Below are 22,503 nucleotides of genomic sequence, written 5' to 3' on the forward strand. Positions count from 1 at the left end.
TTAACTATCAGCTATTTCTAGAAAAATATCGCACAGCTCTTTTGGCTTACTGAAAAAAGGCGAATGACTTGTAGCCATATGATATACTTTTTTGCAAGGTGACTCTGTGTACATTTTTTGTTGAATAAATGGTGTTACTGCTCTGTCGTCAGTACACGCAATGTAATATCTCGGCACACTACCATAATTGGCTTCGGTAAGTTGCAAAGGTGTTATACCTGTTGCAATACTTTCGTGGCTTAAAATACATTTTGCCATTTCAGATATATCATCTTCGCAGTCGTGGTACAAGCCCTCTTTGTAAATTTCGGGTTGCAAGGTATGTGAGTTGGTTTCAGTATATTTTGCTACATAGGGCTTAAGTCCTCCGTTTAGGTCTTGGGAAGAATATTCTGCTTGTGTTTTACCATTAGGAACCAAGTAAGCAGCCAGATAGATTAATTTTTCAATTTTTTTTGGACGGTATTCGGCAACCTGCGAAACCATAATTCCGTTTTTGCTATGCCCAACTAGTATTACTTTTTCCTCAATACTGTCAATGAGTCTACACAGTTCATCAACTGTTGATTTTAGAGTAACATTCTCGATAGGTGTTTTATCACGCCCCATTCCAGGCAAATCAATGGCATAAACTCTATGACCTTGATTTTCTAGTATTGGCACTACTTTATGCCAGTTCCAAGCACTGTGCCAAGAACCATGGATTAAAATAAATGTTTTCATGAGTAAGAATATATACTATTGAGTTGCAAAGATTGGGGTTGTATTCGCTTGAAAAAATCCGAAACTTGCGGTATTTAAAAATTATTGGTTTTTGGTAGCTTCCCAACCAATAATGGCTGTTTTTCGAGTATTTCCCCACATATAACCGCCAAAATTTCCTGTAGATTGGATAACTCTGTGGCAAGGAATTAAATAGGCAACGGGATTACTTCCAATGGCGGTGCCTACGGCCCTTGAAGCATTGGGATTGCCAATTTTTTCGGCTAACTTTCCATAAGTTGATAGTCCGCCCATTGGAATTTTCAACAAACTTTCCCAAACTTTTAATTGAAAATCCGTTCCTTTTAAATGTAATTTAATTTCGTTGAGTTTGCTCCAATCGTTTTGAAAAATGAACAAAGCGTTTTGTTGTATTAAGTCTAATTTTCTTTGAAAAGAAGCATTGGGAAATTTGGTTTGTAAATTTTGAAACGCAGTTTCTTCATTGTCTTCAAATGCCATATAACAAATACCTTTTAAAGTTGATGAGACAATTAAATTCCCAAACGGACTTTCGGCAAAACTGTAATTGATTTGCAGGTTTTCACCTCCATTTTTGTATTCGGCAGGTGTCATTCCCTCAATGTTTACAAATAAATCGTGTAAACGACTGGTGCTTGAAAGTCCCGTTTCAAAAGCTGTATCAAATAAAGTTGCTTTTTCTTCTTTCAGTATTTTTTTGGCATGTTCAACGCTTGTAAATTGTAGGAATTTCTTTGGGCTTGTTCCCGCCCAATCGGTAAACATTCGTTGAAAGTGAGCAGGACTGATATGCACTTTTTCTGCTATTTCGTCCAAATTGGGTTGTGATTTGAAGTTGGTTTTAATGTATTCAATCGCTTCGGCAATTCGGTTGTAATTTATTTGATTTTGTGATTCCATTCCTTTGAATTTTATAGTGCAAATGTCTGAATGGATTTGCCTTTATAAAATCCGAAACTTGCGATGTTTTACGAAAGTATTTTTGTGCAGACGGTTTTTCGAGTGTTCGTTAAGATACACAGACCTTGGCTTTAAAACCTAAACCCAACATTAATCATACATTGTTATGCGGTCGGCTTTCTTCGCTTTTTTGAAATCTCTCCATTTTCCTTCTTATGAATTTTCTTTCGGTTTCGGTTTTGCAAAGTTTCAAGGCATTCTCCAATGCTCTTTTTTCTCTGTTTTCGTCCGAGCCTTTGTGAAGTTCGCTTAAAAGCAGGTGGTAAAAGTGATTATCCTTTAAGTTAAGTTTTTCGGCTTCTGTTAATGCCCTTTTATTCCCTTTTATTTTTGACAGAGCAAATATCCTGTTTAAATCTGCAATAGGTGTATAATCGATTTTTAATAAAATGTTGTACAGTTTAAAAATGCTTTCCCATTTTTCTTTGGTGTCCTTTTTGACTGTATGCCAATATGCTATACTTGCTTCAAGGTAGTATTTTGAGGCAATTTCCCATTTCGATGCTTGTTGTAAATAGTAGAATCCTTTTTCGATTAGTTCTGTGTCCCAAAGTTTTTCGTCCTGGTCTTGATAAAGGATTATTTCACCTTTATCCGTTAGTCTTGCTTCTAAGCGTGATGAGTGAAAGCACATCAGCGACATCAGGGAATTAGAAAAATGTGTATTTGTATGGCCGTTTTGAAGTAAAAGATAATTTAAATTCATCGCTTCAAGACAAAGTTCTTGTCTTATTAATGAACTATTGCGTTCGGAATAATAGCCTTCATTGAATACTAAATATATTGTTCGTAAAACAGAATCCAATCTCGGTAGTAACCGGTCGTTCGGTGGTATTTCCATTTGTATGTTTTCTGACCGTAGTTTTTCTTTTGCTCTTTGAAGCCTTTTGTTAATGGTTTCTTTGTTGGTCAAAAAGGCATCAGCTATTTCATCTATTCCGAAACCACCAAGAATCCTTAAAGCTAAACTGATTTGAGATTTTTCCGAAATGGTTGGATGACAAATAGTGAACAACATTTGCAATTGACTGTCAGCAATATTTTTATCGGAAAGGTCAAAGTCGAATTCTTCTGTCCGATTTTCTTGCATTTGTTTGGCAATCTTATCTCTAAATATGCTGTCTCTTTTAAAATGATTTTTGGCTTTGTTTTTTGCTACGGCAAACAGCCAAGCTGACGGATTTTCGGGGACTCCTTTATATGGCCAAGTTTCCATGGCAGTTAAAAAAGTTTCGCTCGCAATTTCTTCAGCAATTTCAATATGTTTGATGCCAAATAAATTGGAAAGTACGGCAACAATTTTGCTGAATTCTGACCTAAACAGGTTTGATATGATATCATTTTTTTCCATGAAAAGGCCCCAAATTCAGGGGCTTGTTGGTTGAATTTAGTGTGTAACTATTTGTCTAACTTCAACGGTGTTGCCCTCGCCCTGCAAAACAGGCGAGCCTTTTGCAAATTCCGCTGCTTCGTTTGCCGATTCCGCTCTAATCGTAACGTAACCGCCAAGGGTTTCCTTTATGTCCCCGAACGGTCCATTCGTAACCATTTTGTTATGGTCAACAACTTTGGCATCATCAAAAAGTAGTCCTGTTCCGCCAATAAATTTGTTTTGTGCAGCAATACTATCCACCCATTCCTTTTGCTGTTTCATCCATTGTTGCATTTGCTCTGGTGAAACTTTCCCATTTGCATTTTCGTGTCTGAAGATAAGAATGAACTCTTTCATTTTTTTTAATTTTAATTGTGAATGAATATTTGTTTTATACTTCAATAACAATCGAGATGAGTTGAATTGGACGTAATTCTTCAAAAAATTTTATCTGTCCTTGTTTTTGTCCTAGAGTCTTCTTTTTTAGCTGCCGCCTACCGGGCTCCGGCTATGAACAGTTGGGGATTTTAGACCCTAACTGTTCAGTTTAGCAATTACCTTTGCTTTATGTTTATTGTTTCGTTTTATCACTTACGCCCCAATTGTTTATAGCCCATTGTGGCTGTTGCACAACCTCTTTTTTAATCAAATCATGAATTAATATTAGTTTTTAAGAATGCCATATAATTAAGAATCAACAGATTAATATTCTTAAAAATCAGGAAAATCATAAGTCTTGGGGAATTTAGACTTGTGCAACGGTTACTATTGTTGTACACAGGGCTTTATTTTCCATTGACTAGTGTTTTCGGTCGTTTCATTATTATTTCTTTTCCTCCGTTTACCATTTTTAATCCCTTAATTATATTAAAATCATTTGAGTAAGAATAAACTTGTCTATTAGCCCAAATATATCGGTAACAATTATATTCTCTCATTTGTTTCAGATTAATCAATTCAAAAGTGTTTTCTTTTCCTTGTTTCTCAGGGAAGTAATTCGAATCCCTCATTATCAATATTATTGATTTGCTAATCGGAAAAATTATTTCTACTCCTTTCATCCCAAGGCCATCGTAATAATTTCGTTCATTTTGAATGTGCGGTTTTATTATTATAGGATTGTCAGAAGTGTAAAAATCAGTATTCTCACTAATATAAAAAAACCAATCTTTATTCAAGACTTGAGTCGCAAAATCAGATACAAGTTTCTCATTTGCATATAAGTTAGAATGAAGTACTGTATCATAGTCTTTGTCATATTCAATTATTATTTCTTTATTATCTATAACTGGATTAATATTGATAATTCCGGATTTGATAATATCAAAACTCTCTAACATAGCCTTTTCAAAAGTATTTGAATTGTCATCTTTGACATTAGGCATTCTAAGGTGTTGGATTGCGATTAATTGTGCGAGTTCTTCCTTCTCATTTTTAGTTAGAATTTCTATCCTTTCTTTAGTTTTTATCCAACAGTTTGCTTTATGAACTATTTTATCTAAAATTTGAGCATATATTTTTTCAATATGCTCAGCAAAAAAGGCTTTTTCAAAATACTTTGTTCCGTATGGGATATTAAATTTTTCAGATAAATATTTTTTTGGTATTTCATAGAAATAGTCAAAATCAGCAATACTGTCTAATGAATTACTAAAAGATTTACTTACTATTTTGTCATATATATTAATGAACTTTCCATTAGGGGAAAAGTTTCTCAGATAACATTGAGGTATGTAATGTTGTTTTATGTGAGTGTCTTTGTTCATTTTCCGCCTTGTGTACAACAATTGGCTAAGCGTATAATTACGCTTATTTCTCTTTTAGTAGCAATTTAAACAAATCTATTGAATACTTTAGAAACAGGTTTTTATCTATATATTGTGCGGTTGTAAATGAATAAATACGAAGAGACTTCACATTCCTTTTTAAGTCAGCTACAGTTACCCATTTAATTATATTATTTTTAGACCTATATTTAGAAGACGACACCTTTGCGATTCTTTAAAATAGTAGACCTTGTTACTTAATTTTATGAAAAAGCACATCCCTAATTTTATCACTTTATTGAATGTATTCTGTGGCTGTGTGGCTACGGTCTTTGCTGTACTGAACAGGCTTGAAATAGCGGCGTTATTTGTAGCGCTGGGTATATTTTTCGATTTTTTTGACGGTTTGGCGGCCCGGGTGCTCCATGTAAAAAGTGATTTGGGCCTGCAATTAGATTCCCTCGCCGATATGATAACCAGTGGTTTGGTGCCGGGTATCGTAATGTTTCAATTACTGGCCATGTCACAAACCGATGGTTGGGGCGATGGCTCCCATTTTTTTCTTAATGAAGGTGTGTTTCAAATATCACATATTCTTCCATTTATGGGTTTTGTCATTACCATGGCTTCGGGTTATCGATTGGCAAAATTCAATATAGATGAAAATCAGGTTTCCTCTTTTATAGGTTTACCAACGCCGGCCAATGCATTGCTCATTCTTTCCCTACCACTTATTCTCTTATATCAGAACAATGATATTTTAAACGGCATTATTCTAAATCCGTGGTTTTTGATAGGGCTCACCCTGGTAAGTGCCTATCTATTAAATTGCAGTTTGCCATTATTTGCGCTGAAATTCAAGAATACAAGCTTTAAGGACAATGCGCTTCGCTATATTTTTTTGATTATAAGTATTGTATTGATCGTTACCATGCAATTTTTGGCTATACCTTTGATAATTCTTTTTTATGTAGTAAGTTCTTTTATACAGGAGAGACTGTAATTTTGCTGCAACAAGAACTTTAAGATTTCTGTTTTTAAACGATGGATATGACCCAAGAAGAGGAAGAACGGGAGTTTTGGTTAAAAGGGCCCATTCCCAATATACCCGAAGCTTTACAACCTGCGGCACATGCACTATTACAATCTGAAAAAGAATTGAAGAAATACACGCTTAATTTTCCCAAAGAACTGCTTTGGGCGAAAGTCGCCGGTAGGGCCTCCGTTGGTTTTCATATGAACCATATCACGGGAGTTTTAGACCGTATGCTCACCTATGCGGCCGGCAAATCGCTATCTGAAGCACAGTTCCAATTCCTAATACAAGAAGGCAACTTTAATTTGGATACGGAAGTTAAAGAACTTCAAGAAAATTTTTCAGCTAAAGTTGAGGAAGCCATACACTATTTTGAACAACTGCCAGAAGCCATCTTAATGGACAAAAGAACGGTGGGTAGAAAAAAGTTGCCGTCGACCGTGTTGGGACTTCTTTTTCATGCGGCGGAACATAGTCAACGCCATATGGGTCAATTGTTGGTTACGGTCAGTGTATTATGTGCAAAAAATATAGATTAACGTTGGGTTCACGGGTAATCATTATCGAGAAATAGTATACTGAATGTCATTAACCTTACTTTCTTCTCCGCTACAGGGCTTTACCGATTTTAGGTTCAGAAACGCCTTTCACAACTATTTTGGCGGTATCGATACCTTTTACGCACCGTACATTCGTTTGAACGGGAAACTGATTATTAAAAATTCGTATCAGAAAGATTTACAACTAGAAAATAATACCACCTTAGAAGTTATTCCGCAGGTGATGACCAATGACGCCGATGAATTTTTGTTCGTGGCAAAATATATTCAGGATTTAGGATATAAAGAATTGAATTGGAATTTAGGTTGTCCGTACCCGATGGTTACCAAGCAAGGTATGGGAAGCGGACTCATTTGCAATCCCCATAAAATCAACGAAATTCTAGACCGCGCCCATTCAGAAACCGATGTGGTGGTTTCCATGAAAATGCGAATGGGCTATGAACATGCCGAGGAGATTTTAGACGTGTTTCCTATTTTAGATAAGTACCCGCTTAAGAATATCGCCATTCATGCCCGTATCGGCAAACAATTGTACAAGGGTGGTGTAGATTTGGATGCCTTTCAGCGCTGTGTAGAACGTACCAAGCATAAATTGTATTATAATGGGGATATTACCACCGTGGCCAAGTTTAAGCAGATGCAAGAGCGCTTTCCTACTATAGATCATTTTATGATCGGGCGGGGATTGATTGCCGACCCATTTTTGCCCCGTATGATCAAGAACGATACCACTGAGTACCCCAAGGATAGATGGAAGATTTTTTCGGAATTCCATGATACCATTTATCAGCAATATGATGAAGCCTTGTCGGGGCCTACGCCCATTAAAATGAAAATGCAGGGGTTTTGGGAGTATTTTTCCCAGTCGTTTTCCAATCCGCAAAAAGCTTTTAAAAAAATCAAGAAGGCCAATAATCGCAGAGCATATCAACAAGCGGTAAGGGAGCTATTGAATAATGAATAGGGGATGATTATCCTAATCCCAAAAAATATACTTTGATCATTAGATTTTGCAAATAATAGAAAATCTTTAATTTAAACGGATGATTGGAAAAAATTATTTATCACTAGCCATATTCTTTATGGGAGCTTTTATTTTCGGTCAATCTAAAGATGTGCAAATAGAAAAGTTTCTTAATAGTCTAGATGCGACCATTTTTTCGGGTGCGGTATTGGTGGCGCATAATGATAAGATTATAGCCAAGAAAGCGTATGGTCTTGCAAGCATGGAATATAATACCAAAAATAAAGTTGATACTAAATTTAACATTGCCTCGATCACCAAATTGTTCACAGCAGTTGCAACATTGCAATTATATGAAAACCAACTGGTAGAACTTGATGTGCCTATTGGAAAATATCTCCCCGATTATCAAAATAAACGGGTAAGGGATTCAGTGACGATCCATCAGCTTTTAACGCATACTTCCGGAAATACTAATTTTTATGTTGGCGACTTTTTAAAAACCGACAAGTTGAGGTATAAGAACATTTCAGATTTTGTTCCGCTATTTGTCAATGATACACTACTTTCCAAACCCGGAACTAAATATGATTACAGTGCTTCAGGATTTGTTATTTTGGGTTTAATCATCGAAAAGGTTAGCGGACTAAATTACTACGATTATTTACGGAAAAGTATTTTTGAACCTGCAGGTATGACTAATACAACAGAATTAGAGATTGATTCCGTAGTTCAAAATAAAGCAAGTGGATATACTACGTTTTTTGGAGAACTTAATACTCCAAAAAGAAATGACTATTATCTTTCGAAAGCCTCTCCTGGTGGGTTCCATTACTCTACAGTTGACGACTTATTCAAGTTTTCAAAAGCCTTGAGAAACGGATTGTTTTTAAAAAAACAGACCACCCAGTTAATGTTCGAACCTAAGGTAATGGGATATAATACGAATTTAGGATATGGAATTGATGTTGATTTAAGATATAACCAAACCATACAGGGGCATAGTGGAGGATGGTACGGTATCCACAATGAACTTATGGATTTTATGAAAGATGGTTACACCGTAGTGATTTTATCGAACATGGATGACGGAGGGAAGTCGGGTACTTCAAAAGTGGCTGATTTTTTTAAAGTTGTGATTGCCGATAAAAAATTAGACTAAACATCTAGGGCCATATAAATTATGACAAATAGGTCTTAATGGTACTATTGAACAATGAATTTGTTAACGGTTATCTTTGTAGAATCGTTTTAAAAACTTTTCGTGAAAGACCTTTTACTCATTACGCCCCCTTTTACTCAATTGAATACACCGTACCCGGCCACGGCCTATATCAAAGGCTTTTTAAATACAAAGGGAGTTTCTTCTTTTCAGTCCGATTTGGGAATCGAGGTCATTTTAGCACTCTTCAATAAGAATACCTTCCAAAAGATTTTTGAAATGGCGTTTGCTAGTGAAACCATTGTTTCTGAAAATGGTCAACGTATGTATGCCCTGCGTGAAGACTATCTGAAGACTTTGGATTCCGTTCTCCTTTTTTTACAGGGAAAGAACGATACCCTGGCACGGCAGCTGTGCAGTGATGATTTTTTGCCGCAGGCTTCCCGATTTCAACAATTAGATGATTTGGAATGGGCCTTTGGGACGATGGGGATGCAAGACAGGGCGAAGCATTTGGCAACGTTATATTTAGAAGATCTGTCCGATTTTATAGTGGAATGTATCGACCCAAATTTTGGCTTTAGTCGTTATGCTGAGCGTTTGGGCCGCAGCGCGAACTCCTTTGATGAGCTGTACGAACATCTCAATGCCAATCCCACCTTCATTGATGAACTGACCTTGAATTTATTAGAGGGTCAGGTGAAAACGACTCGACCGAAATTAGTCTGCTTTTCGGTGCCGTTTCCGGGAAACCTATATAGTGCCTTTAGATGTGCCCAATTCATTAAGGCGAATTACCCCGACATTAAAATTGCGATGGGGGGCGGTTTTCCCAATACCGAGCTTCGTAGTATTACCGACGTTCGGGTTTTTGAATTCGTTGATTTTATTTCTTTAGATGATGGGGAGCTACCCTTAGAACTGATCCATGATTACGTGGTGGGAAAAGGGAAAGAATTAAAACGGACATTTATTCTGGAAGATGGAGGGGTTGTATATAAAAATATGAGCAGTAGAGTAGATTATAAACAACAGGAGATTGGTACCCCAGACTATGCCGACTTAAAGTTAGATACCTATATTTCGGTCATAGAAATTGCCAACCCGATGCATAGTCTTTGGAGTGATGGCCGATGGAACAAACTTACCATGGCCCATGGGTGTTATTGGGGTAAGTGTACCTTTTGTGATATTTCTTTGGACTATATAAAAATTTATGAGCCCGTGGCTGCGCGTCTTTTGGTAGACCGTATAGAAACCTTGATCGCACAGACCGGCGAAACCGGTTTTCACTTTGTGGACGAAGCTGCACCACCATCGTTGATGAAGGCTTTGTCGCTGGAAATCCTAAAGAGAAAACTGACGATTACGTGGTGGACGAATATCCGATTTGAAAAGAATTTCACCCGAGACCTTTGTTATCTGTTAAAAGCATCGGGATGCATTGCTGTTTCTGGTGGATTGGAAGTGGCATCCGACCGTTTATTGAAATTGATAGATAAGGGCGTAACGGTGGAACAAGTTGCCCAAGTGACCCGTAATTTCACCGAAGCGAATATCATGGTACATTCCTATCTCATGTACGGTTATCCGACCCAGACCGTTCAAGAAACCGTGGATAGCCTGGAAATGGTTCGTCAGTTGTTCGAACTGGGTATCATTCAATCCGGTTTTTGGCATCAGTTTGCCCTAACGGCCCATAGTCCGGTCGGCTTATACCCAGAGGAATATGGCGTTTTACCGACGATTAAGGAGATCACTTTCGCTAATAATGATATCGACTTTACAGATAGGACGGGGATAGATCATAGTCAGTTCAGCTTCGGATTAAAAAAATCCCTTTTCAACTTTATGCACGGTATCGGTTTCGATATGGCATTACAAGATTGGTTCGATATTAAAATCCCTAAAACTACCATTAAACCAGATTATATATACCAGTGTCTTCAACAGGAGATTTCTTTTAGTACAAAACCGACGGCAAAAGTGGTCTGGTTGGGTACGAGTCCTACCGTCATTGAAAGGATTAAGACAAAAAAAGGAACAACTTGGCAGCAGCTCGAGCTTCAATTTCACACCAAAACCGACGCATATCAATTTACAACGGATAAGGAAAATGGACAATGGCTTTTGGATATTTTAAAGAAAGCGACCCCCGATAAGAAGGCATTGACATTTAAGCAAGTGCAGACCGATTTTGAGAATGATTTTGAGGATTTTGAACTGTTTTGGTATTCAAAGTCGGTTAGGGGATTACGTGAACATGGGCTATTGGTCCTATAAATCGTATGTTTTAATATATAGTATAACTTTAGATAGATTTCAAGTACACTAAAGATGGAACCTCATATTATTATCGTAGATGCTAAAAAACTGATAGGCCTTAAACAAACCATGAGCATATCGGCCAATACCACACCACAACTTTGGAAAGCATTTAGAAATCGTTGTAATGAAATAGAAAATAGATGTTCCCCCGATTTTATATCCCTTCAAGAATATCCAACGAACTACTTTGAGAATTTTAATCCCACTACTAATTTTAATAAATGGGCCTGTGTTGAGGTTCGAAATTTTGAAACGGTTCCGCCCATGATGAAAAGCTTTGTCTTGGAAGGAGGTACCTATGCTGTTTTTGACTACAAAGGCTCAAGCGCCGATCAAGGAATTTTTCAATATATTTATGGAGAATGGTTGCCAGGTTCGGGCTATCAATTAGATGACCGACCCCATTTTGAGGTTTTGGGCAAGAATTACAAGAATAACGACCCAACTTCGGAAGAAGAAATCTGGATTCCAATCCGTAAGTAATGAAAGAATCCAAAAAAGCACCTTGGTATTATTTGGTATTGCTCATCCTTGCCGGGGAAAGTGTATTTATTCTCCCTTTTGTATTGCAGCGTGTTTTTAGGCCTACCGTTCTCAAAGTGTTCGAGTTGGACAATTTGGAATTGGGATTGTGTTTCTCGGTCTATGGTTTTGTGGCCTTGCTATCGTATTTGTTCGGCGGACCCTTGGCCGATAAATTTCCACCAAGAAAATTGATTGCCGTAGCTCTTTGGATGACGGCTTTAGGCGGGCTTGTCTTTGCCACGTTTCCCGATTATACAACACTTCAAATTCTTTATGGCTTTTGGGGATTTACCACCATTTTTCTTTTTTGGTCACCGATGATCAAAGCTACACGGGTTTGGGGCGGGGAAACCTCCCAAGGTAAGGCTTTCGGGTTTTTAGACGGGGGCAGGGGGCTGGTAGGTGCCCTTTTCGGAACGATGGGGGTGTTGGTATTCTCCTTTTTTATGAACGCCGATTTGGATACCGCCACCTTGCAAGAAAGTAGAATGGCATTCAGGTACGTCATATTTGCTTCATCGGGTATCGTTGCTTTTGTGGGGTTTTTGGTTTGGTTGTTCATGAAATTGCCGGGTCTCATAGAAAAAGAAATTATCGTAGAGAAAATTACAATTTCCCAAATAGGTGAGGTGCTGCGATTACCTTCGGTTTTGCTGTTGATGGTCATTATTTTATGTGCCTATGTAGGCTATAAAATTACCGATGTGTTTTCGTTGTACGCTCAAGATGTAATGTTGTATGATGAGGTTGCTGCCGCCCAAGTAGGCACTTTTTTGTTGTTCGTTCGGCCGGTTGTGGGTGTTTTGATCGGTGTATTGGCAGACCGTTCCAGACCTAGTCTTTGGCTTTTGTTAGGTTTTATAATCGCCTTTTTTGGCTCGGTAGTTTTTGCGATCGGTTGGGTTGAAGAGGTACACCAGGTATTATTTCTACTTTCTATCTTTAGTGTGGCACTTGGCGTTTATGCAACACGCGCCCTATACTTTTCGGTTATGCAAAGTGGAAAAATTCCGTTGGTACTTACCGGAACCGCCGTTGGCCTTATCTCTTTGGTAGGATATACCCCAGATATTTTTGCTGGTCCGGCTATGGGGTATTTGTTAGATGCCAGTCCGGGATTGGAAGGACATCAGCATGTATTTTGGATGCTCTCCTTATTTTCGCTTATCGGCGTAATGGCGGCCTACCGCTATGATAAACTATATGGAGTAAACCGTTATGGCACTACCTAAGAACCTACATTTATTGATGTCGGGAGTGATTGTCATAACCGCAGGCATAATTTATGGTGGCTATCCATCTGTTCTGATGCCATTTATGCTAGATTTTAAGGTGGAAGCTTTAGAATTGAAAAATATGCTTCGCGCCGTCATGGGAATTTATATGGGTCTCGGAATCTTTTGGCTCATCGGGGCCTTCAGGCCTAAATTTTGGCAGGCAGCTACCTTAAACAATATTCTGTTTATGGGAGGTATTTCCTTCGGTAGAATCATCAGTACACTATTCGATGGAGTTTCAGTTCCCTTCACGTCGGCACTGTTATTGGAGTTATTGTTTTTTGGATGGGGACTTTATAATTTGAAAAATATGAACAGGGATAAGCTTTTTTAAGAATGTGCTTCCTATATTCGTTAACGATTTAAACCAAACCAATCATAAAATATCATGAAAAATATAACTCGTTTCTGCTGTTTTTTAGTTATAGTGCTTCTCTTTTCTTCCCATGAACTGTTTTTAAAGATTGATTCACATTTTCTAAAACCGAATACCACAGGTCTGCTTTACCTTTTCAACGGAACTTTTGATACCAGTGAAAATGAAATTACGAGAGACCGGATCGTTGATGCTAAAATTAAGGGGCCAGGATATATTTTTCAACCTTCTGAAAGTGATTATTATGACGAGAATAATATTACCTATTTGAAGTTTACCACTGGAGCATCGGGCACCTATGTAGCTGGTATTTCAACCTTGCCTAAAATTTTGGAGATGGATGCCAAAGCCTTCAATGCGTATTTAGACCATGAGGGACTTGAAAATACCATAGCTGAACGGAAAGAAATGAAAATTACTGGTAAAGGGGCCAAAGAACGATATTCTAAACATGTAAAGGCCCTTTTGCAGGTGGGAGATTTGAAATCCATCGATTTTATGAAACCATTGAATTACCCCATTGAATTTGTTCCATTGAACAATCCGTTCGAGATAAACCTAGGGGAATCGGTAGCGTTCAAGCTACTGAGAGATGGAAAACCGCTTGCCGATCATATTGTGCATTATAGCACCTCCAAACCAGGAGTGGATGCTCATGAGAACGAAAGTAGCACCAAGACCAATACAAATGGTATAGTTGTGATTAAACCGACCGAAGTTGGCAAGTGGTACGTGGCTACGATTCACATGGAAAAGAAATCTGACGATGAAGTGGATTATGAGTCTAACTGGGCAACATTGACCTTTGAGATTAAATAATCGTTAGATTTTTTTTAGGGAGACTTTGGTCTATGATTATGTTGTATTATTGTCGAAATCAAATATAAGATCACGTGTTGTTCAAGGAAATCAAAAGTCAGTTAAAACAATTCAAGAATGCTTCTTTTCCACAGGAGCGTCTTTTAGTACTTCAAAGTCTTATTGATTTTATTCAAGATAAAAAAGATGAGGATGAGGATATCAATTTAAACTTTGTGTGTACCCATAATTCCCGTAGAAGTCATTTTTCACAAATATGGGCACAGACCTTGGCATGTAAATTCAATGTTCCAAAAGTGAAATGTTATTCTGGGGGTACAGAAGCTACGGCCTTGTTTCCTAAAGTCGTTGACATTTTGAGTGAAACAGGATTTGAGATTTCTAAACTTTCGGATGGTCCAAATGCTGTATACGCCATAAAATATGGCCCCAATGAAATGCCGATTATAGGATTTTCAAAGACTTATGATCATGCTTTTAACCCGAAGTCTAATTTTTCAGCAATCATGACCTGTGGTCATGCAGATGAAAATTGCCCTTTTATTCCGGGTGCGGAAAAACGGATACCCTTGACCTTTGATGATCCCAAGGCATTTGACAATACACCGTTGCAGAATGAGAAATATAAAGAACGAAGCCTAGAAATAGCGGCACAATTGTACTATGTATTCTCGAAAATTGTCTAATGAAATTGTTCAAGGAGTATTTTGGGGAATTTCTCGGTACTTTTATTTTAGTTCTTTTCGGTTGCGGTTCTGTTGCGGCCGCGGTTTTACTAGGTGTATTTGACAGTCTGTTGGAAGTGGCCCTAATATGGGGTTTCGGGGTGGCCATCGCTATTTTCGTGACTCGTAATAGCTGTCCAGCGCATTTGAATCCGGCAGTAAGCTTAGCCATGTGCACACTACGAAAATTACGATGGAAGAAATTACCTTTTTACATACTAGCGCAGACTTTAGGGGCTTTTTGTGCCGGACTTTTATTATATTTTTTATTCTCTGATGCCATTGTCGTTTATGAATCTGTAAACGGAATTTTGAGGGGCAGTGCAGAATCGTATAAAAGTGCCTTTTATTTTGGGGAATATTTTCCAAATCCAGGCTTAGAGCAGGTATTACCCATAACCGTTTATAGGGCTTGTTTTGCGGAGTTCTTGGGTACTTTTCTATTGGTCTTTGTGATTTTAAAAGTAACCGAAAAACCCGAACAAGTAGATAATTCTACGCCCTTGGTCATTGGTTTGACGGTCGCTATTATTATCTGTTTGATAGCTCCTTTTACGCAAGCCGGTCTTAATCCGGCCCGTGATTTTGGTCCTCGTATGGTCGCTTTCATGATGGGCTGGAGAGATGCCGCTTTGCCCTCGGCACCCTATAGTTTTTTAACGGTATATGTTCTTTCTCCATTGTTTGCAGGCGCTTTTGCCGCTTTTGCACATAAAATAATGTTACCTAAGGTATGATTTAGCTAATTCGACATTAGATTTAACAACATTTGAAGTCTAAATAGTAGGGGATAAAAAGTGTGATTAAAATAGAATTCTAAAAATCTAACTTCTTTTTGCGGAGTTCAAAGTTTTGCCCCAAATACACCTTACGTACCATTTCATCGGCCGCTAAATCTTCAGGAATGCCCGATTTTAAGATTCCTCCTTCGAACATTAAATAAGAACGCTCTGTAATTGCAAGCGTTTCTTGCACGTTATGGTCGGTAATAAGGATACCTATATTCTTGTTCTTTAATTGTGCTACGATACGCTGAATGTCTTCTACGGCCACGGGATCCACCCCGGCGAAGGGTTCATCCAATAAAATAAACTTTGGGTCGGTCGCCAATGCTCGGGCAATTTCGGTACGTCTTCGTTCACCACCTGAAAGTAAATCTCCACGGTTCTTACGAATATGCCCCAAACCAAATTCTTCAATGAGCGATTCCATTTTCATCAGTTGCTCCTTTTTGCTCAACTTGGTCAATTGTAATACGCTCAAAATATTTTTTTCGATACTTAATTTTCGAAATACCGATGCTTCCTGAGCTAAATAGCCAATACCATTTTGGGCCCTTTTATACATGGGGAATTTGGTTATTTCCATATTATCCAACCAAATACTACCACCATTGGGTTTGATCAAACCTACGATCATATAGAAGGAGGTAGTTTTACCGGCACCGTTAGGACCTAAAAGCCCGACAATTTCCCCTTGGTTCACTTCTAGCGAAATACCTTTCACCACCCTTCTTCCGCGGTAGGATTTCATGATATTATCGGCACGTAACTTCATGGGTTCAAATCTATTGGTTATTGATTGGTTAGAAAAGAAATTAGGGTTTATTTAACCTTGCTGGTTTTCCAAAGCTTCCCAATATTCATAGGCCCTTCTTAAATGAGGTACTACAATGGTGCCGCCTACTAAAGTAGCTATACCCAGGGTTTCCATTACTTCTTCCTTTGAAGCTCCTTCCCGATGTGAGCTTTCCAAATGATATTTTACACAATCATCGCAACGAAGAACCGCAGAGGCTACAAGACCCAGTAATTCTTTGGTTTTTACATCCAAAGCACCAGCGGCATAAGCGTTGGTATCTAAATTGAATATACGCTTAATAATTTTGTTGTTGTCTGCTAACAGCTTTTCGTTCATTTTAGAACGATAGGCATTAAATTCCTCAATTTGATTTGACATCTGTACGATTCTTTTTAGCCCTTTGTTCTTTTTTACGTTCTTTTCTAAGCACCCAAGCAGAAATAGAAATACTGACTTGGTATAATATCAATACCGGAATAGCAACAATAATTTGGCTGGTAACATCCGGAGGCGTAATAATAGCCGATAGGATAAGAACTATGACCAAGGCTATCTTTCGATATTTTTTCATAATATCTGGAGTTACCAATCCAACTTTTGTTAAAAAGTAAATGATGATAGGCAATTCAAATATAATACCACAGGATAACACCGCCAACCTGACCGTTGAGATGTAATCGCTAAGGTCGATGTGGTTCGTGACTTCTTCACTGACCCGATACGAACCCAAAAAGTTTATGGATAACGGAGCAACAATGTAGTAACCAAAGAGCACTCCAAGAAAAAATAATAAGGATGTAATGAAAATAAATCCCTTAGAGTGCTTTCTCTCCTTTTCGTATAGCCCTGGACTTATAAATTTCCAGAGTTCATATATTATATAGGGAAAGGCCAAAATGATACCGGCCCAAATAGAGGTCCAGATATCGGCAGAAAACTGTCCTCCCATGGTTCGGCTTTGAATCTCAAAAGGCAGTTTGTCCTTACAGAAATCCGATTCCATGTTGAACCACTTCGCAGCATCGCAGAGGTATCGGTAGGTTGGGAAATCCATGCTTTTTGGGGCAAAGATGATACTGTCGAAAATAAAACCGCTGAATACAAAAGCCACGCACCCAATGATGATAACGGCTAAAGTGGAACGGATTAAGTGCCATCTTAATTCTTCTAAATGGTCAAGAAATGACATCTCATCGTGCGGTGTTGCTGATTTGGAACCCATTATATAATACCTTCGTTAATTAAATTATGTAAATGGATGACGCCTACATAGGTATCGTTATCCATGGCAAGTAATTGTGAAATTCCTTTTTTCTGCATCAGTTCCAAGGCTTTTATGGCCAAGGTATTTGCAGGAATTGTTTTAGGATTGGTGGTCATTATTTCAGCTGCGGTCAATCCTTTAATGTTATCATGCTTATTGAGCATGCGACGAATATCACCGTCGGTTACGATACCGACAACTTTATCACCATCAAGTACTGCGGTAACGCCTAACATTTTTTCGGAAATCTCCACAATCACCTGTTTGACCTCCGTTCCCATTTGAACCTTGGGTATTTGGTTCTTGCCGACTAGGTCTGAAACTCTTAAATACAGACGTTTACCTAACGCGCCCCCAGGATGGTATTTGGCAAAGTCGGTACTACTGAAACCTTTCAGTTCTAAAAGTACAATGGCAAGGGCATCGCCCATAACCAATTGTGCTGTCGTGCTGGTGGTTGGTGCCAATCCATTCGGACAGGCTTCCCGGTCCACATGCGTATTTAAAATAAAATCGGATTGTTTGGCCAAGAAAGATTCGGTGTTACCCGTCATGGCGATCAGTTTATTGGTACCCCGTTTAATCAATGGAACCAACATTTTTATTTCGGGCGTATTCCCACTATTCGAAATACAGATGACCACATCGTTCTCTTGAACAGTCCCCAAATCACCGTGAATGGCATCGCCAGCATGCATGAAAATTGCGGGAGTACCTGTAGAATTTAGGGTCGCTACTATTTTTGTGGCAATAATCGCACTCTTTCCAATTCCGGAAATGATGACACGGCCTTTGGCTTCAATAATGCAATTTACGGCATTGGCAAAATCAGCCGTTAATAAGTTGGTGAGATGGGCTATGGCATCACGCTCAGTTTCAATGGTTTTTTTCGCTAAGTCTATAATGGTGTCCGCAGCTATCAATCTATTATTCAAATTAGGGATTGTATTCCTGAAAGAATATCTTATCTTTAAGATTACAAAATTAAACAAACTTAATTTTATATGCTGATTATCGCATAAGAATTTAGAACGGCTTAGCTTAGGCGTATAATAATTTTGTTCACTTATGAGTTTTAATGAAAGTAGTGCTTCCTTAAATAGTTAATGTGATAGATAGTAAAGAATTTGATGATATTGATCTCCATTCCTCTTTAAAGAAATATTTCGGTTTTTCTCAGTTCAAAGGACTTCAGGAAGAAGTGATCAGAAATGTTTTACAACGCAAGAATACATTTGTGATTATGCCCACCGGAGGGGGTAAATCACTCTGTTACCAATTGCCTGCCTTAATGCAAGAGGGTACGGCCATTATTGTTTCCCCATTGATCGCCTTAATGAAAAATCAAGTGGATGCCATACGGGGTGTTTCGTCGGAAAACGGTATTGCCCATGTGTTGAACTCCTCTTTGAACAAAGGTGAAGTGAAACAGGTTAAAGAAGATATAACCAATGGCATAACGAAACTATTGTATGTGGCTCCAGAATCACTTACCAAAGAAGAGAATGTAGAGTTTCTGCGTTCGGTAAAGGTTTCGTTCGTAGCGGTCGATGAAGCACATTGTATCTCAGAATGGGGACATGACTTTAGACCTGAATACCGTAACCTGAAATCGATTGTGGAGCGCTTGGGCGATGATATTCCAATTATAGGATTGACCGCAACGGCTACACCAAAAGTTCAGGAAGATATTATCAAGAATTTGGGAATAGGAGGTGCCAAATTATTCAAGGCTTCGTTCAACAGACCGAACCTTTTTTATGAGGTACGTACCAAAACAGAAAATATAGAAGCGGATATCATCAGGTTCGTAAAACAGAATTTAGGGAAATCGGGTATCATCTATTGTCTTAGCCGTAAAAAGGTGGAGGAGTTGGCCCAGATATTACAGGTTAACGGTATAAGTGCCGTTCCATATCATGCAGGGTTCGATGCAAAAACAAGATCTAAATATCAGGATATGTTCTTGATGGAAGATGTAGACGTTGTAGTCGCTACCATAGCCTTTGGTATGGGCATCGATAAGCCCGATGTTCGTTTTGTCATCCACCACGATATTCCAAAAAGTATCGAAAGCTACTATCAGGAAACGGGTAGAGCAGGTAGAGATGGGGGAGAAGGACATTGCTTGGCCTACTACTCTTATAAGGATATAGAAAAACTTGAAAAATTCATGTCCGGTAAACCAGTGGCAGAACAAGAAATAGGGAATGCCTTGTTGCAAGAAGTTGTCGCGTATGCAGAAACATCCATGTCGCGTCGTAAATTTATGTTGCATTATTTCGGTGAGGAGTTCGATGATGTTAATGGGGAGGGTGCCGATATGGACGATAATACCAAAAATCCGAAGGAAAAAGAGGAAGCACGTGATAATGTGTTGAAGTTACTTTCTGTCGTAGAGGGTACCAGCGAAAAATTTAAATCGAAGGAAATTGTAAACACCATACGCGGTAAGGTGAACGCTATTATATCCTCCCACAAGACGAACGAAAAGGAGTTCTTCGGTATTGGTTCGGACAAAGATAAGAGCTATTGGATGGCCCTGGTACGCCAAACCTTGGTAGCGGGTTTGTTGCGAAAGGAGATTGAACAATATGGTGTAATTCACCTTACCGAAATGGGGAAGGCTTTTTTAAAGAAACCTACTTCATTCATGATGACCAAAGACCATGTTTATAATGCCGAAAACGATAATGCCATTGTGGGAGCGGCAAAATCGGGCGGTGTTGCAGATGAACGACTTTTGAAACAATTGAAAGATTTAAGAAAGGCTCAGGCCAAAAAACTGGGAGTTCCACCCTTTGTGGTGTTTCAAGATCCTTCTTTGGAAGATATGGCACTCAAATATCCTATTTCACATGAAGAGCTGTTGAACGTTCATGGGGTAGGGGAAGGAAAGGCAAAAAAATATGGTAAGCCCTTTATCGCTTTTATTAACGCCTATGTGGATGAAAACGAGATCATTCGACCAGACGATCTTGTCGTTAAAAGTACGGGAGCCAATTCGGCACTTAAGCTTTATATCATACAGAATGTGGACCGAAAATTACCGTTAACGGATATTGCTTCTTCCAAAGGTTTGGAAATTCCTGATTTAATTAAGGAAATGGAACAAATTGTGTTCAGCGGTACCAAGCTGAACCTCAATTATTGGATCGATGAGGTGTTGGACGAAGATCAACAAGAGGAAATTCACGATTACTTCTTAGAGGCAGATTCAGATGATCTTGAAGAAGCTATGAGCGAGTTTGATGGTGAATATGAGGAAGAGGAATTACGTCTTTATCGATTGAAATTCATCAGCGAGGTGGCAAATTAATATAGTTTTTCACTTTTTAACTTACAGGTTTTTCTAATAGGGTTATGGTTTGCCCCTCTGTTTTGAACGTTGCATGAACCCCGATCGGGAAGGTGAGGTTTTGTTTTACATGGCCAAAACTCATTCCGTATACCGACGGAATGTTCAAAGGTCTTATACGATCTAAAATTACCTCCTTTAAACTGAATGAATCAGGATTTGTACTTTCATTGCATCCGGCGCAAACCCCAAATATAATGCCGGCCGAATTTTTAAAAGTCTTACTTTCAATAAGTTGTGTTAGCATACGGTCAATGCGATACGGTGCTTCTTCAACATCTTCAATGAATACTAGAGCATCGGTAAAATCGATTTCCTGTGGTGTTCCTATTAGGGCATTGATCAATGTAAGGCTTCCGCCACAGATTCTTCCTGTGGCAATCCCTGGAGTGATGGTATAACGTTCATATTCAGGATTTGATTGGTATTTTGCTTCTAATTCGGTATTTTCTATTGTAATGTCGTCCGTAGCTGGGGAAAGAACTTTTTGAAGTGATTTGATGCTATAGTCATCATCCAACGTGCTGCCAACAGGCCCGTGAAAGGTTACCAATCCAGTCATTTTAAAGATGCCATTTAAGAGGGCGGTGACGTCACTGAACCCGATCAAGGCTTTCGGGTTTTTGGCAATTGCCCCATAATCCAATTGTTCCATAATACGGGTACAACCGTAACCTCCTCGTATACATAGAATTGCATCGACGTTAGAATTTTGGAACATATGATTAATATCTGCTGCTCGTTTGTCATCGGTATTACTGAAATACCCATGTCTTTCTAAAACCCGATCGGTATGATAGGTTTTAAAGCCCAGTGCTTTCAGTGTATTTTCGGTTTCCTCGAGAACATCTTTTGGAAAAGCATATCCCGGTGCAATCAAACCTATCGTATCTCCGTTTTTCAATGCTTTTGGAAATTTTCGTGTGGGAGGAGAAAATTTAGATGCGGTATTTGCATACATCTGCATCGGTATCAAACTACTCAAAGAAATGCTTGCTACACTACTGAAAAATTTACGTCTGGAGGCCATTTGCTACATATTTTTTTAAAGAAAGTTAATTCAGGTAAAAATCCAATAATGTTTAACATTTATAAAAAATAATTAAACATTATTTAAGAACATTGTTTGAGTTAACCCATTACATTTACATAAATCTAAAAAAAAGAACTATGAAAATTTTAAAAATTACAATTTTAAGTGTCTTATTCTTGTGTTTAACCGCCTCTTTCGCCCAGTCAGAAACAATAGTTGGGGTTGCTGCCGGAAATGAAAATTTTACCACCCTGGTGACTGCTGTAAAAGCTGCAGATTTAGTAGGAACATTAAATAGTGATGGTCCGTTTACGGTTTTTGCCCCAGTAAACAGTGCTTTTGATGCACTACCGGCAGGTACTGTAGAAGGATTGTTGAAACCGGAAAGCAAAGGAGCTTTAACCGGAATTTTGACCTATCACGTGGTTGCCGGCAACTATATGGCGGCAGATGTTATTAAAGCCATTAAGGGAAATAAGGGTTCATTCCCGGTAAAGACCGTCCAAGGAGGTATGATTACATTATCGCTCTCGGGAGATAAGGTCATGTTAACAGATGAAAAAGGAAATATGGCCACGGTAGTTATGGCAGATGTTCCCGCAAGTAATGGTGTGATCCATGCCATTGACGCGGTTGTAATGCCAGAATAA

General features: G+C 38.6%; 23 protein-coding genes. 13 read left to right on the forward strand and 10 right to left on the reverse strand.

Features of this window, described 5'->3' with window-relative positions:
• The 5 genes from ACNR9Q_RS09025 to ACNR9Q_RS09045 all read right to left on the reverse strand — a co-directional run bounded on the left by ACNR9Q_RS09025 (nt 1) and on the right by ACNR9Q_RS09045 (nt 4,842).
• Nucleotides 1-723 (reverse strand): alpha/beta fold hydrolase, encoded by a 723-nt coding sequence (locus ACNR9Q_RS09025; RefSeq protein WP_419210892.1) that lies wholly within the window; start codon nt 721-723, stop codon nt 1-3.
• Nucleotides 724-804: 81 nt separating this feature from the next.
• A complete protein-coding gene (locus tag ACNR9Q_RS09030) occupies nt 805-1,644 on the reverse strand; it encodes a bifunctional helix-turn-helix domain-containing protein/methylated-DNA--[protein]-cysteine S-methyltransferase (protein WP_419210893.1) in 840 nt (279 codons plus the stop codon).
• Nucleotides 1,645-1,798: 154 nt separating this feature from the next.
• Nucleotides 1,799-3,055, reverse strand: coding sequence for an RNA polymerase sigma factor (locus ACNR9Q_RS09035; protein WP_419210894.1), 1,257 nt, complete (start codon nt 3,053-3,055; stop codon nt 1,799-1,801).
• 36 nt (nt 3,056-3,091) lie between these two features.
• Nucleotides 3,092-3,433 carry a YciI family protein gene (locus ACNR9Q_RS09040; RefSeq protein ID WP_419210895.1) on the reverse strand — a complete coding sequence of 114 codons (342 nt, stop codon included), beginning with the start codon at nt 3,431-3,433 and terminating at the stop codon, nt 3,092-3,094.
• A 428-nt stretch (nt 3,434-3,861) separates the two neighbouring features.
• Nucleotides 3,862-4,842, reverse strand: a complete 981-nt coding sequence (locus ACNR9Q_RS09045; RefSeq protein ID WP_419210896.1) for a DUF4238 domain-containing protein — start codon at nt 4,840-4,842, stop codon at nt 3,862-3,864.
• 265 nt (nt 4,843-5,107) lie between these two features.
• On the opposite strand from ACNR9Q_RS09045, the gene ACNR9Q_RS09050 reads away from it, so the two are divergent.
• The 11 genes from ACNR9Q_RS09050 to ACNR9Q_RS09100 all read left to right on the forward strand — a co-directional run bounded on the left by ACNR9Q_RS09050 (nt 5,108) and on the right by ACNR9Q_RS09100 (nt 15,354).
• Nucleotides 5,108-5,845, forward strand: coding sequence for a CDP-alcohol phosphatidyltransferase family protein (locus ACNR9Q_RS09050; protein ID WP_419210897.1), 738 nt, complete (start codon nt 5,108-5,110; stop codon nt 5,843-5,845).
• A gap of 47 nt (nt 5,846-5,892) precedes the next feature.
• Nucleotides 5,893-6,417 carry a DinB family protein gene (locus tag ACNR9Q_RS09055; RefSeq protein WP_419210898.1) on the forward strand — a complete coding sequence of 175 codons (525 nt, stop codon included), beginning with the start codon at nt 5,893-5,895 and terminating at the stop codon, nt 6,415-6,417.
• Nucleotides 6,418-6,460: 43 nt separating this feature from the next.
• A complete protein-coding gene (locus ACNR9Q_RS09060; RefSeq protein ID WP_419210899.1) occupies nt 6,461-7,405 on the forward strand; it encodes a tRNA dihydrouridine synthase in 945 nt (314 codons plus the stop codon).
• A 79-nt stretch (nt 7,406-7,484) separates the two neighbouring features.
• Nucleotides 7,485-8,567: a serine hydrolase domain-containing protein gene (locus ACNR9Q_RS09065; protein ID WP_419210900.1), complete on the forward strand. Its 1,083-nt coding sequence runs from the start codon at nt 7,485-7,487 to the stop codon at nt 8,565-8,567.
• 102 nt (nt 8,568-8,669) lie between these two features.
• Nucleotides 8,670-10,850, forward strand: a complete 2,181-nt coding sequence (locus ACNR9Q_RS09070) for a B12-binding domain-containing radical SAM protein (RefSeq protein WP_419210901.1) — start codon at nt 8,670-8,672, stop codon at nt 10,848-10,850.
• A gap of 54 nt (nt 10,851-10,904) precedes the next feature.
• Nucleotides 10,905-11,378, forward strand: coding sequence for a GyrI-like domain-containing protein (locus ACNR9Q_RS09075; protein WP_419210902.1), 474 nt, complete (start codon nt 10,905-10,907; stop codon nt 11,376-11,378).
• Entirely contained in the window at nt 11,378-12,652 is a 1,275-nt protein-coding gene (locus ACNR9Q_RS09080) for an MFS transporter (protein ID WP_419210903.1), read from the forward strand. The genes ACNR9Q_RS09075 and ACNR9Q_RS09080 overlap by 1 nt, the downstream gene beginning before the upstream one ends.
• Nucleotides 12,639-13,031 (forward strand): DUF4345 domain-containing protein, encoded by a 393-nt coding sequence (locus ACNR9Q_RS09085; protein WP_419210904.1) that lies wholly within the window; start codon nt 12,639-12,641, stop codon nt 13,029-13,031. Before ACNR9Q_RS09080 ends, ACNR9Q_RS09085 begins: the two co-directional genes overlap by 14 nt.
• Before the next feature lie 54 nt (nt 13,032-13,085).
• Complete coding sequence (locus ACNR9Q_RS09090) at nt 13,086-13,892, forward strand: DUF4198 domain-containing protein (protein ID WP_419210905.1); 807 nt, start codon at nt 13,086-13,088, stop codon at nt 13,890-13,892.
• Between the two features lie 74 nt (nt 13,893-13,966).
• A complete protein-coding gene (locus tag ACNR9Q_RS09095) occupies nt 13,967-14,578 on the forward strand; it encodes a protein-tyrosine-phosphatase (protein WP_419210906.1) in 612 nt (203 codons plus the stop codon).
• Nucleotides 14,578-15,354, forward strand: coding sequence for an MIP/aquaporin family protein (locus ACNR9Q_RS09100; RefSeq protein WP_419210907.1), 777 nt, complete (start codon nt 14,578-14,580; stop codon nt 15,352-15,354). Before ACNR9Q_RS09095 ends, ACNR9Q_RS09100 begins: the two co-directional genes overlap by 1 nt.
• 79 nt (nt 15,355-15,433) lie before the next feature.
• Here ACNR9Q_RS09100 and lptB read toward each other — a convergent pair whose 3' ends face one another.
• From lptB to ACNR9Q_RS09120, 4 genes are read right to left on the reverse strand one after another with little or no spacing between them, the layout of a single operon-like run.
• Complete coding sequence (gene lptB, locus ACNR9Q_RS09105; RefSeq protein WP_419210908.1) at nt 15,434-16,174, reverse strand: LPS export ABC transporter ATP-binding protein; 741 nt, start codon at nt 16,172-16,174, stop codon at nt 15,434-15,436.
• Between the two features lie 51 nt (nt 16,175-16,225).
• A complete protein-coding gene (locus ACNR9Q_RS09110; protein ID WP_419210909.1) occupies nt 16,226-16,576 on the reverse strand; it encodes a carboxymuconolactone decarboxylase family protein in 351 nt (116 codons plus the stop codon).
• The gene (gene tatC / locus ACNR9Q_RS09115; protein WP_419210910.1) at nt 16,560-17,420 is read right to left on the reverse strand and encodes a twin-arginine translocase subunit TatC; all 861 of its coding nucleotides are present in this window, start codon (nt 17,418-17,420) and stop codon (nt 16,560-16,562) included. The genes ACNR9Q_RS09110 and tatC overlap by 17 nt, the downstream gene beginning before the upstream one ends.
• Nucleotides 17,420-18,397: a KpsF/GutQ family sugar-phosphate isomerase gene (locus ACNR9Q_RS09120; protein WP_419210911.1), complete on the reverse strand. Its 978-nt coding sequence runs from the start codon at nt 18,395-18,397 to the stop codon at nt 17,420-17,422. The genes tatC and ACNR9Q_RS09120 overlap by 1 nt, the downstream gene beginning before the upstream one ends.
• A 173-nt stretch (nt 18,398-18,570) precedes the next feature.
• Between ACNR9Q_RS09120 and ACNR9Q_RS09125 the strand changes: the two genes are divergently transcribed.
• Nucleotides 18,571-20,781: a RecQ family ATP-dependent DNA helicase gene (locus ACNR9Q_RS09125; protein ID WP_419210912.1), complete on the forward strand. Its 2,211-nt coding sequence runs from the start codon at nt 18,571-18,573 to the stop codon at nt 20,779-20,781.
• Nucleotides 20,782-20,797: 16 nt separating this feature from the next.
• On the opposite strand, the gene ACNR9Q_RS09130 is transcribed toward ACNR9Q_RS09125, so the two are convergent.
• Entirely contained in the window at nt 20,798-21,850 is a 1,053-nt protein-coding gene (locus ACNR9Q_RS09130; RefSeq protein WP_419210913.1) for a S66 peptidase family protein, read from the reverse strand.
• Between the two features lie 140 nt (nt 21,851-21,990).
• Between ACNR9Q_RS09130 and ACNR9Q_RS09135 the strand changes: the two genes are divergently transcribed.
• Complete coding sequence (locus tag ACNR9Q_RS09135) at nt 21,991-22,503, forward strand: fasciclin domain-containing protein (protein ID WP_419210914.1); 513 nt, start codon at nt 21,991-21,993, stop codon at nt 22,501-22,503.

It is taken from the genome of Maribacter sp. X9 (assembly GCF_048537565.1).
Lineage (GTDB): Bacteria > Bacteroidota > Bacteroidia > Flavobacteriales > Flavobacteriaceae > Maribacter.